Origin of the sequence: Cyanobium sp. T1B-Tous, assembly GCF_024345475.1 — a bacterium.
In the GTDB taxonomy this organism is placed as follows: Bacteria; Cyanobacteriota; Cyanobacteriia; order PCC-6307; family Cyanobiaceae; genus Cyanobium_A.
Genome location: NZ_JAGQBE010000077.1, coordinates 1 through 9,581, shown reverse-complemented (window position 1 = coordinate 9,581; position 9,581 = coordinate 1). Strand labels below are relative to the sequence as shown.

Here is a 9,581-nt window from a genome sequence, read left to right as displayed (position 1 = left end):
ATCGAGCAGCGGCGGTAGCCGAAGGTCGGCGGAGCCGGTAACGACTCGAGAAAGAGGACGAGCGGCTCGCCGAGCTCAACAGCAAGCTCAATGCAATCTTGTTCAGCTCCGACACCAGCTCGACCCCTCCGAACGCAACGCCAGGCGAGTCCGAGATGTGATCTCGCTGCTGGAGGAGTACGGCGGAATGGCTTGAAGCCCCCATCCCTGCCGCGGCGCTCCGGCCAACTTCTCCATTGGTGCCGCACGAAAGTCGCGATAGGCTGAATGCTGTTGCCTCGCTCGCCATGGCTTCCGCGCTCCCTCTGCCCGCCGCCATCAAGCTCGTCGGTAGCAATGGTCAGATCTCGCTGGGCAAGCAGTACGCCGGCCGCCATGTTCTGGTCGAAGAGTCCGAGCCGGGCGTCTGGATCGTTCGCACCGCCACAGTGATTCCAGACAATGAGCGCTGGTTGCACGAACCCGCGGCCGCGGCAAGCCTGCAGGCTGCAATGGCCTGGTCCGATTGCCACCCACCAGCGGATGCCGATCTGGATGAAACTCTGAAGCGCCTCGACCGTGGCGAAGCCTGAAGGCCCCATCAGGCTGGATCTGAACAACCCGGTGTTTCAGGAGCAGTTGCTCATGCTGCAGAAGGCCGAGCGCCATGCGGCATTCGATACCCTCAACAAGATCCGCCAGCTCACATGGAATCAGCTCTATCGCGACCCGGGGATCAAGTGGGAGAAGGTCACCAGCATCAAGCCACCGGCTGGAATCGATGCCGTCTACTCGCTGCGGATCACCCGTTCACGCAGGGCAACGGCGCTTCGTGAGGGTGCGTACATGCGGCTCCTCACCATTGCTCCGGATCACGACGCGACGTACGGGAAGAAATGATCCTTGGCTGCTTGGCTCCAACAGCGCCAGGCTCGTGCTCCCCAGCGCATCTGGATCACCACGGTTCAGGAATCTGTACAGCCCGTACAGAGCGATGGACACTGCTCGCACAACCCATCCCACCGAGCCCCTGTCGCAGCCGCGGCGGCGGCTTTTTTTATGACTTTTCGCGCTCTCACTGCCCAGCTGTTACGGCTCGCGCCCTTGCCGCGCCGCCTGTTGCTGATCGCCGCCGATGCCCTGTTCATTCCCCTGGCGGTGTGGCTCAGTTTCTGGCTGCGCCTGGCCCATCCCTTCAACGCCAACTTCCTCCAGAGCCTCTGGATGCTGCCGGCCGCCCTGCTGATCGGCCTGCCGCTCTATGCGTTTACTGGTCAATACAAGGGCCTCACCCGCTACGTGGGCAGCCACGCCTTGTATCGCCTCGCAGGCCGCAATGGACTGCTGGTGTTGCTGCTAGCCCTCGTGGGCGTGATGCTGCGACTTCCATTGCCGCCCCGCAGCAGCTGGGTCCTGCTCTGGCTGCTGCTCACTGGCTTCACCGGGGCGGTGCGCTTTGCGCTGCGGGATCTGTTGGTGAGTCTGCAGAACAAGTCCCGCCACGCTCTCATCCGCGTGGCCGTGTATGGCGCCGGCGCCGCCGGTGTGCAGCTCGCTGCTGCCCTGCGCCATGCCGGCAGCCATGACGTGGAATTGTTCCTCGACGACGAACCCAGGCTCTGGCGCCGTGAGATCAACGGCATCCCTATCCAGCCGCCCCAGGTCCTGCGCGAGCGTCTCGATGAGGTGGATCAGGTGTTGCTGGCGATTCCCTCCCTGAGCCGCAGCCAGCGCCGCCGCATCGTGGACGATCTTCAACCCCTCGGCATCCCCGTGCTGCAGGTGCCATCGGTGGAGGAGATCACCAGCGGCCGCACCCGCATCGATGCCCTGCGCCCGGTCGCGATTGAAGAACTCCTCGGCCGCGACGCCGTGCCGCCCGATCCCCAGCTCCTCGGCCCGGGCATCGCCGGCCAGGTGGTGTTGGTGAGTGGTGCTGGTGGTTCGATCGGCGCCGAGCTCTGCCGCCAGATCCTGGCGCTCAGGCCCCGCCGCCTGGTGCTGCTCGAGCGCAGCGAACCCAGCCTCTACGCCATCGATCAGGAGCTGCGCCGCAGCCTCCCCGCTGATGTGGAGCTGGTGGCCGTGCTCGGCAGCGCCGCCGACGGCCAGCTGGCGAGCCGCGTTCTGCAGGAGCAGGCCGTGCAGGTGGTGTTCCACGCCGCCGCCTACAAGCACGTGCCCCTGGTGCAGGCCAATCCCCTCGCCGGCCTGGCCAACAACGTGCTCGGCACCCTGGTGCTGGCCCGCGCAGCTGCCCGCAGCGGTGTGGCCAGCTTTACGCTGATCTCCACTGATAAGGCCGTGCGCCCCACCAACGTGATGGGTGCTTCCAAGCGCGCGGCCGAGCTGGTGATTCAGGCCCTGGCCCAGGAGCTGGCGGCCGATCCGATCCGGCTGGCCATGGTGCGCTTCGGCAACGTGCTGGGCTCGTCGGGCTCGGTGGTGCCGCTGTTCCGCGAGCAGATCGCCAAGGGCGGGCCAATCACCCTTACCCACCCCGAGATCATCCGCTTTTTCATGACGATCCCGGAGGCCGCCCAGTTGGTGCTCCAGGCCGCCGTGCTCGCCCGCGGTGGTGACCTCTTCCTGCTCGACATGGGCGAGCCCGTGCGCATCCTCGATCTGGCCAAGCAGATGGTGCGCCTCAGCGGCCTGTCGCTGCGCGATGCCCAGCACCCCCAGGGCGACATTGAGATCGTCTGCACCGGCCTGCGCCCCGGCGAGAAGCTCTACGAAGAACTGCTGATTGACGCCGAAAGCGAACCCACCGCCCATCCGCTCATCTACCGCGCCACCGAACGATCCATCCCCCCCGAGCAGCTCTGGCCCCAGATCGAGGCGATGGAAGCCGCCATTCGGCGGCAGGACGCACCCGTCGCCCTCAACGTGTTGGCCGAGTTGGTGCCCGAGTGGCAGCGGGGTGAGGCTGGCGGCCGGTCCCAGGGCTGAAGGGTGTTGCTGGAGCGGATCAGCAGTCAACACTCTTTCTTTGCCTGTTTTATGCCTTTATACCCATACAGGGATGCGCTGCCTGTTCTGCGTGCCCTCGCTGGCGAGGTCCGCTGGCGCACTGGGGGCGAGGACGGCGGCTTGGCCTCACCTGACGCAGCTCTCGGGCCGGTTGGTTTCAGCCTGTGGCCTCGTGAGCGTCGCTGGCTGCTCAATTACAAGCGCGGTTCAATGGTTCAGTATTTGGGCAGCCCAAGAAGGTAAGGGGGTGTTGATGAATCTCCCCTCTACTTGCCTCGATCGTCATCACGGGCCGAAAAGGATCGTCGGCTGAGGAATTGTCGAACATCCTCACTTGATCGCACAACGGAATCGAAGCTTGCACCTGAGCCAGCATCTGTGGGATGCGCTGGAGCAGCTTTTCGGTGGGCACCTGATGCCCGCCCTCACGCACCCGGTGTGCAACCCATGCGGCATTGAGTTCAGCCTGCTCTAGGTGGATCACCACCATGATCACGGCCTAGCCAAGGGCTTTGGCGCGGGCGAGTAAATCAATCTTGGATGGGTGGGAGTACACCATTTCAAAGCAGAAGTTTGTACCACTTAGCAGCAGGCTGTTGCGCTGCTGCTCCGCCAACAGGGGATTGAAGCTCGTCTTGATGGCCCAGCCCGTGGCCGGGCCTGGGTCTAGACTGATCATGACCTCCGGGGCTGGAGAGGATGCGCGCCAAGTTGTTCCGCAATGGACGCAGTCAGGCTGTGCGTCTGCCGGCCAGTTGCCGGTTTGAGGGCACAGAGGTCGATGTCGATCGCGATCCTGAGACGGGCATCGTCACCTTGCGTCCACTTCGCTCCAGCCCGTTGGACTGGTTGCGGCAGCGGGCTGCTCTGCTCGATAGGGATCCCCAGGCCGCGGAAGGCTTCGCTGCCCTGGCAGAGCGTGACGCCACACCTGGGCCTGCACAGGAGCGTGACTGGCCATGAAGCAACGCTTCATGCTCGACACCAACGCTGTGCGCCTGTTGCTGGAGCGCCGCTCCCCCCAGCTTGATCAATGGTTTGTAGAGGAACGCTGCAGCCTCTCGGCCATCGTTGCGGCAGAGATCCGCTTTGGCCTGGCGCGTCGCAGGTTGCCTGAAGCCCGTGCTGCGCTGGTTCGTGATCTGCTTGAGGTGCTCCCCGTAGAGGCCTTTGATGAGCAGGTGGCCAAAATCTATGGCCAGTTGCGGGCAGATCTCCAGCGCCTTGGCAGCACCTTGGCGGCGATGGATCTGCTGATTGCGTCCCAAGCCCTGGCCCTGGAACGCACCCTGGTCACTCACGATCAGGTGTTTGCCAACGTGCCCGGCTTGTTGTGTTGTTCGGCTTGTTGAGATAGTCGCTCCTGTTTCAGGGCTGTGACGGCAACGGCACCCGATTCCACAGAGCCTGGCCAGCGCGTTGGATGTGGTCCCTCAGCCCTTCGTGGGTGATCAGGTGATCCAGTTGCAGATCGATCCGCCAGGGCAGCAGCAGGTCATCCAGCTGGGCCCCCAGCTCCAGCAGCTCAGCAAGGCCCATCTCCGGCGCGACTAAGCAGAGATCCACATCCGAGCCACTGCGCTGACGACCCAGCGCGCGCGATCCGTAGAGCACCACCCGCTCCACCCGGGGATGGGCGCTGATGGCCATCAGCAACTGCTCGCTGGCTTCATTCGGCAGGCCTGGGATGGTCATCGCTGCGTCGCGCGCACTTGCATGCTGAACTGCAGCTCCAGCAGCGCCGGTGCATAGCGCTCCACGATCAACTCCGCAATGTCCTTGGCGAGAGCCGGGTTGTAGGTATGGCTGGTGAGGTTGCGGCTGCGGATCATCGCCATCCAGGTGGCTTCGCTGCCGGGGCTCAGCAGCTCCCGCACCACCGCTTCACGCACGGCGTCACGGGAGCCACTCACGCCGCTCACCCCTTGATCGGAGAGGAAGTCCTTCAGCAGCAGCCAGCTGAGTTCGTGGCTGAATTCAAAGGCCTGGATCAGCCCCTGCTCCTCCAGTTCACTGAGGGGGCGCTCGCGGGCCGTGGCCACAGCCCGCTGCAGAGCTGCAAGGGCGCGTCCGTAATTCTCAAGCCGCTGCAACCAGCGCACATCTGCATCAGCCATGGCTGCGGTCTGGGCGTTTGGTGAGGGCCGGGTGTGAATGTGAACCCGGCACCCTTGGGCTCCATCCTGCAATGCCGCTGGCGGTGTCCGCACACCTAGCCCGGGTCAAATAGCCGCTTGCCGTCGGCCCGTTTTTGGTTGTATCGCCGGGCTTCGCGGCGGGTGTATTCGCTCACCGTGGGGTTGGCCCCCACCGGATCCACATGGGCCACCTGCTCCCACAGGTCCCGCGGCGCCCAGCGCACCGTGTGCTCCACCCGGTCGTGCTTGATCACATGGCACCAGCGGCTGGTGCCGCAGGCCGGGCAGAACAGCTCCTCCAGCCACTCGTTGCTGAGCACCAGCACCGGGTAGGCCTGGATCACCAGCTTGGCGGTCTTGTCGGGCATGCCCCGGGCCTTGAGCTGCTCCGGCGTGAGCAGGTGCAGGAAGTACTTCTGCCCGTTGCCCTCGATCCGCTGCTCGGGATGGGCGGGGCAACACAGCTGGCGGCGTTGGGGCCGGCGGGAGCGGCGGGGGCTGGCGCTCAAGGGACAGCATTGGCTCAATTCAACGTAGCGCGGATGCGCGTTTGCGGCCGCGAGCTCCTATCCAAGGTGTCAGACCTGGAGGATCGCCTTCGGGTGCTCGATGCCCTGTACATCCCCACCCGCTACCCCGATAGCCCCGGCCAAGACGCCCTCAGCCATGCCCGTGCGCTCGTTGACGCAATCTGTGCTGCGTTGGCCCCAGCCTGAGCAGGTGTTGCACGAGGTGCGCGCCTGGGCCGATGAGCAGCGCCGTCTGCGGCCGAGCCTGCGGCGGATTGGTGTGTTCGGCAGCTATGGCCGGGGCACCGCTTCGGTGGGCAGTGATTTGGATCTGCTGCTGATCGATGAAGCCGCCGATGGTCCCCAGCACCAGCGCCTCTGCTCCTGGCCGCTGGAGCGTCTGCCGCTCAGCTGTGATGCCTTGGTGCTCACTCCCGCCGAACTGCAGGCGTTGCTCTCAGATGGCAGCCGCATGGGCCAGGAACTGCAGCGCGATCTGCGCTGGCTTGACTGATGCCTTGAGCGTCTGACATGGCCGCCAACCCTGTGAATGTTCTTGATTAGGATTTGGTAATTCACCCTTGCGGGTCTTGCTCGTGCGCAGCACCATCACCGCCCGCGGGCAAACCGTGATCCCGGCTCCCATCAGGGCGCGCTTTGCCCTCGGCCCATCCCAGCGCCTCGAATGGATCGTCGAGGACGATGGCTGCATCCGGGTTGTGCCCGTGGACCCCTCACCAGTGAAAGCCTTTCGCGGCATGGGAAGCCGTGGCGGCTCCACCCAGCGCCTGCTGGCTGATCGCGAAGCTGAGCGGCAGGCCGAGCCTGCGGCAGGACTCTGATGGCATCGCTGCTCCTGCTCGACACCTCAGCGCTGCTCACCCTGCGCGACGACGAACCGGGGGCTGAGCAGGTCGAACAAGCATTGGAGCAACCTGAGCGCTGTTGTGCCTGCTTTCTCACCCGCATGGAGGTGCTCTACCGGGTTTGGAAAGACGAAAATGAGCGCGCTGGTCGGCTGGCCTATGAGCAACTCAAAGCCCTGCCCCTGAACTGGGTGGAGCCTTCCGAACCACTGCTGGTGCAAGCCGCCAGCATCAAGGCCCGCCATTCCTTGTCGCTGGCAGATGCCTGGATCGCTGCGGCCGCGCAACAGGTTGGCGCCGCCCTTCTCCACAAAGATCCCGAGTTTCGTGCCATCGCCGATCTCCCTCAGGTGTGGCTCGGCTGAAGCCTTGAGCGGCTGACCCTGGCGCGACTCAGCACCTAGCCCGGGTCGTACACCCGCTTGCCGTCGGCCCGTTTGGGACTGTGGCGCCGGGCTTCGCGGCGCCCAGCGCAACGTGTGCTCCACCCAGTTGTGCTTGATCACGTGGCACCAGCACCGGGTAGGCCTGAATCACCAGCTTGGTTGCTCCGGTGTCAGCAGGTGCAGGAAGTACTTCTGCCCGTTGGGGCCGGCGGGGGGTGTCGCTCAAGGGAGAGCTTTGACTAATTTCAACGTAACGCTGCCGGGGCGAGATCCTGCGGCTCGCAACGGCTCCAGGCGGTGCGGGCCGCCGCCGTGGCCGCCACACCGAGTTTGGTGAGGGCCTGGCGTGCCTCGTTCTGGCGGGCCATCAGCTCCTGGCGCCGGGCCTCCTGCCCAGCTACCCAGCGGCGCCGCTCGGCCCCATCGGCCTCTCGCCAGCGCGCCAGGGCCTGGGCATAACGCTCCTGCTCCAGCTCCTGGTCCTCGCGGGTGAAACGGGCCAGCACCGCCGGATCAGGCGCCGCCGGCTGGGGCAATGGCGCGTAGCGCTGCTGGCTCAGCTGGCTGAGGGCGGCGACGCTGCGATCGTGCTCCTGCACAAGCTTCTGCACCGCCGGTTGTTGCTGGCGGCAGCGGCTCACCAGGCCATCCAGCTGCCGTTGCCGTTGGGTGGCGGCGGCCTGCTCGCGCGCCGCCTGTTCCCGCCGTTGCCGCTCTGCGCCGTTGCAACCCACCAGCAGCACCGCCAGCAGGGCGGCCAGAAGGACTGGGCTGGGTGGGCGCTGGTGGCGCATGGCAGGGGCCTCAGGCGGCCTGGCGGGTGGGCGCTTCAGCTGGCGGCAGAAACTGCCACAGGCGCCGGTAGGCCTCCAACTCCTGATCGCCCCAGCCGTCGAGCTGGGGGTTGGTGATCTGGATCGCCTGGTAGAGCTCCTGCCGCGTGCTGGGCAGGGCTTTGAGGCGAAGGATGGAGAGGGCCTCCGTCCGCTGCATGGGTGGTCTGGAACTCCCTCCAACCAACCGGATCGGACTGGCCCTGTCAAGCCACGCTTTTAGGCGACGCAGCCAAGCCACTCAGCCCAGGCAGCAGCAGGGCTGGCGGCAGAGTTGGTCGGCCACATGCTGCCGGTCTTGGGTGGGCTCCATCCAGGTGCTCCACACCTCCCCGCCGTGGCGGGCCTCCAGCTGCATCCGCGAGCCGTGCAGGGCCAGCTGGAAGGTGAAGCCCCTGAGCCCCGGCAGTTCAAAGCCCTGGGTGCTGCCTCGAGTGGGGTGGGTCATGGCGTGCTTCTGGGCGATTACCCCTGCTCTAACGCCGGTGTCTATCCCGGCGGATGAGAGCCGGCTGAGAATCCCGCTAGGGCTCGGCTGGCCGTGGGCTGAACAAGGGTCCGTGATGGCTTTCCGTACTCGCCGTTTGGATTCCGTACAGCCTGTACAGAATTCAGCACACATCTGCTTGGTCTCTGTCCTAGGCCCTGAGCTGCTGGGCCGCCCGCATCAGTTCGGCCTCGGTGGCGGCGTACACCGCCTCGGCTTCCGCCGCGCTGCGGCCGATGCAGGTCATGCCGAGTTTGCCGTATTCCGACAGGCAGCCCAGCAGGTGAAACACGCTGCCGTGCAACTGGGCCGGGTCGAAGTGCAGACCCGCCTCCGCCACGATGTCGATCAGGTCCACCGGCAGCAGCCCGCGCAGGTGGGGGGCGGTGAGGTTGTCGGTGGCCTTGTAGTGCAGGGCCTGGCCGCTGGGGGCGTGGTACAGCCCGCTGGCCGGATCCAACCGGCCGCCGGTGATCGCACTGAGGGCCATGTAGGGGTGGGTGGTGCCCCCCTGGCGCAGGTTCACCTCGATCGCCTGCAGGTCCCAGCGGTCGCCAAAGCGCCGGGCGATGAAATCCACCGCGTAGCGCTCCAGCGCCCCCTCCGCCGCCAGCGCCTCGCCCACCGCCTGGCCGTAGCCCATCAGCTCGGACCGGTAGTCCGCGGCCGACGGAAAGCTGCAGCCCAGGTAGGTCTGGCCGCTGGCGCCGCCGAGCACCTGCTCATGGCTGGAGAGCACCTCCACCTGGCCGGGCTGGCCGCCGGTCCCGGGATGGATGGTGCCCTGCACGCTGGGGGAGCGCAGGTCGTCGCCCCCTTCCAGCCAGGCCTCCACCAGGGCCCCCTGCACCGCCAGCTGCTCCTTCCAGCTGGGGGAGGGCATCGGCAGGGCCTCCAGGGCCTGGCGCAACCGCTGCCGCCGTTCGGCGCCACTCACCTCCGCCAGTTGCAGCGGCTCCAGCGGCAGGGGGGCATTGCCCTCGCCGCTGAAGCCCTCATTGAGCTTCACCACGCACTGGCGCAACGTGGGGTGGGCCTCCCACAGCTCGGCCGCCGCTTCGGTGAGGTCGTCGAGGTTGTGGGTGAGGGCCGAACCGGGGGGATGGGGCACGTCGCAGCGGGCGAACAGCTCCCGGCTGCCGGCCTTGCTGCCCCAGTAGCCCAGGGCCGGATCGGTGCCCAGCAGCGGCACCTGCAGCCGCTCCGAGAGCTGGCGTTCCAGGTCGCTCACCACAAAGCAGTTGATGAAGCTGCGCCCCGGCCGCAGCAGCTCGGCGATCCGAGTCAGCAGGGCCGGCCGCTCCAGCAGCTTGGCGGTGAGGGGCCGGTTGGAGGCGTCGTCGGTGTCGACCAGGTGCAGCCGCCGCCGCGCGTGGGAGGTGGGCACCCCCGGCAGCAGCTCCAGCACCG

The 9,581-nt window shown here is 66.3% G+C and carries 17 protein-coding genes; 8 read left to right on the top strand and 9 right to left on the bottom strand.

Translation table 11 applies throughout. The features are described 5' to 3' along the window. The first annotated feature begins 287 nt into the window (after positions 1–287). The 3 genes from KBY71_RS13295 to KBY71_RS13285 all read left to right on the top strand — a co-directional run bounded on the left by KBY71_RS13295 (position 288) and on the right by KBY71_RS13285 (position 2,931). Positions 288–572 (top strand): hypothetical protein, encoded by a 285-nt coding sequence (locus KBY71_RS13295; RefSeq protein ID WP_254929375.1) that lies wholly within the window; start codon positions 288–290, stop codon positions 570–572. Continuing rightward, positions 559–879: a hypothetical protein gene (locus tag KBY71_RS13290; protein ID WP_254929374.1), complete on the top strand. Its 321-nt coding sequence runs from the start codon at positions 559–561 to the stop codon at positions 877–879. Before KBY71_RS13295 ends, KBY71_RS13290 begins: the two co-directional genes overlap by 14 nt. Positions 880–1,038: 159 nt before the next feature. Further along, positions 1,039–2,931: a nucleoside-diphosphate sugar epimerase/dehydratase gene (locus tag KBY71_RS13285; protein WP_254929373.1), complete on the top strand. Its 1,893-nt coding sequence runs from the start codon at positions 1,039–1,041 to the stop codon at positions 2,929–2,931. A 211-nt stretch (positions 2,932–3,142) separates the two neighbouring features. Here the strand turns inward: KBY71_RS13285 and KBY71_RS13280 are convergent, their stop codons facing one another. Together KBY71_RS13280 and KBY71_RS13275 are read right to left on the bottom strand one after the other, a co-directional pair. Then, positions 3,143–3,448 carry a hypothetical protein gene (locus KBY71_RS13280; protein WP_254929372.1) on the bottom strand — a complete coding sequence of 102 codons (306 nt, stop codon included), beginning with the start codon at positions 3,446–3,448 and terminating at the stop codon, positions 3,143–3,145. Between the two features lie 3 nt (positions 3,449–3,451). Beyond that, on the bottom strand, positions 3,452–3,631 hold the full coding sequence (locus tag KBY71_RS13275) for a hypothetical protein (protein ID WP_254929371.1): 180 nt from the start codon (positions 3,629–3,631) through the stop codon (positions 3,452–3,454). A 20-nt stretch (positions 3,632–3,651) separates the two neighbouring features. On the opposite strand from KBY71_RS13275, the gene KBY71_RS13270 reads away from it, so the two are divergent. Both KBY71_RS13270 and KBY71_RS13265 read left to right on the top strand, forming a co-directional pair. Next, positions 3,652–3,915, top strand: coding sequence for an antitoxin (locus KBY71_RS13270; protein ID WP_254929370.1), 264 nt, complete (start codon positions 3,652–3,654; stop codon positions 3,913–3,915). Next, the gene (locus tag KBY71_RS13265) at positions 3,912–4,304 is read left to right on the top strand and encodes a PIN domain-containing protein (RefSeq protein WP_254929369.1); all 393 of its coding nucleotides are present in this window, start codon (positions 3,912–3,914) and stop codon (positions 4,302–4,304) included. Before KBY71_RS13270 ends, KBY71_RS13265 begins: the two co-directional genes overlap by 4 nt. 16 nt (positions 4,305–4,320) lie before the next feature. Here the strand turns inward: KBY71_RS13265 and KBY71_RS13260 are convergent, their stop codons facing one another. The 3 genes from KBY71_RS13260 to KBY71_RS13250 all read right to left on the bottom strand — a co-directional run bounded on the left by KBY71_RS13260 (position 4,321) and on the right by KBY71_RS13250 (position 5,599). After that, entirely contained in the window at positions 4,321–4,647 is a 327-nt protein-coding gene (locus KBY71_RS13260; RefSeq protein ID WP_254929368.1) for a nucleotidyltransferase family protein, read from the bottom strand. Continuing rightward, positions 4,644–5,069, bottom strand: coding sequence for a nucleotidyltransferase substrate binding protein (locus KBY71_RS13255; protein ID WP_254929367.1), 426 nt, complete (start codon positions 5,067–5,069; stop codon positions 4,644–4,646). The genes KBY71_RS13260 and KBY71_RS13255 overlap by 4 nt, the downstream gene beginning before the upstream one ends. A 95-nt stretch (positions 5,070–5,164) precedes the next feature. Beyond that, positions 5,165–5,599, bottom strand: coding sequence for a hypothetical protein (locus KBY71_RS13250; protein WP_254929366.1), 435 nt, complete (start codon positions 5,597–5,599; stop codon positions 5,165–5,167). 157 nt (positions 5,600–5,756) lie between these two features. Here KBY71_RS13250 and KBY71_RS13245 point away from each other — a divergent pair, with 157 nt between their 5' ends. The 3 genes from KBY71_RS13245 to KBY71_RS13235 all read left to right on the top strand — a co-directional run bounded on the left by KBY71_RS13245 (position 5,757) and on the right by KBY71_RS13235 (position 6,830). Next, the gene (locus KBY71_RS13245) at positions 5,757–6,113 is read left to right on the top strand and encodes a nucleotidyltransferase domain-containing protein (RefSeq protein ID WP_254929365.1); all 357 of its coding nucleotides are present in this window, start codon (positions 5,757–5,759) and stop codon (positions 6,111–6,113) included. 67 nt (positions 6,114–6,180) lie between these two features. Continuing rightward, positions 6,181–6,441: an AbrB/MazE/SpoVT family DNA-binding domain-containing protein gene (locus KBY71_RS13240; protein ID WP_254929364.1), complete on the top strand. Its 261-nt coding sequence runs from the start codon at positions 6,181–6,183 to the stop codon at positions 6,439–6,441. Next, positions 6,441–6,830, top strand: a complete 390-nt coding sequence (locus tag KBY71_RS13235; protein WP_254929363.1) for a PIN domain-containing protein — start codon at positions 6,441–6,443, stop codon at positions 6,828–6,830. The genes KBY71_RS13240 and KBY71_RS13235 overlap by 1 nt, the downstream gene beginning before the upstream one ends. A gap of 266 nt (positions 6,831–7,096) precedes the next feature. Here KBY71_RS13235 and KBY71_RS13230 read toward each other — a convergent pair whose 3' ends face one another. The 4 genes from KBY71_RS13230 to KBY71_RS13215 all read right to left on the bottom strand — a co-directional run. After that, the gene (locus tag KBY71_RS13230) at positions 7,097–7,645 is read right to left on the bottom strand and encodes a hypothetical protein (protein ID WP_254929362.1); all 549 of its coding nucleotides are present in this window, start codon (positions 7,643–7,645) and stop codon (positions 7,097–7,099) included. 10 nt (positions 7,646–7,655) lie between these two features. Then, entirely contained in the window at positions 7,656–7,844 is a 189-nt protein-coding gene (locus KBY71_RS13225; protein ID WP_254929361.1) for a hypothetical protein, read from the bottom strand. Between the two features lie 81 nt (positions 7,845–7,925). Continuing rightward, positions 7,926–8,132, bottom strand: coding sequence for a hypothetical protein (locus KBY71_RS13220; RefSeq protein ID WP_254929360.1), 207 nt, complete (start codon positions 8,130–8,132; stop codon positions 7,926–7,928). Between the two features lie 190 nt (positions 8,133–8,322). Next, positions 8,323–9,581: peptide ligase PGM1-related protein (locus KBY71_RS13215; RefSeq protein ID WP_254929359.1), on the bottom strand; the 1,259-nt coding region annotated here is incomplete at its 5' end.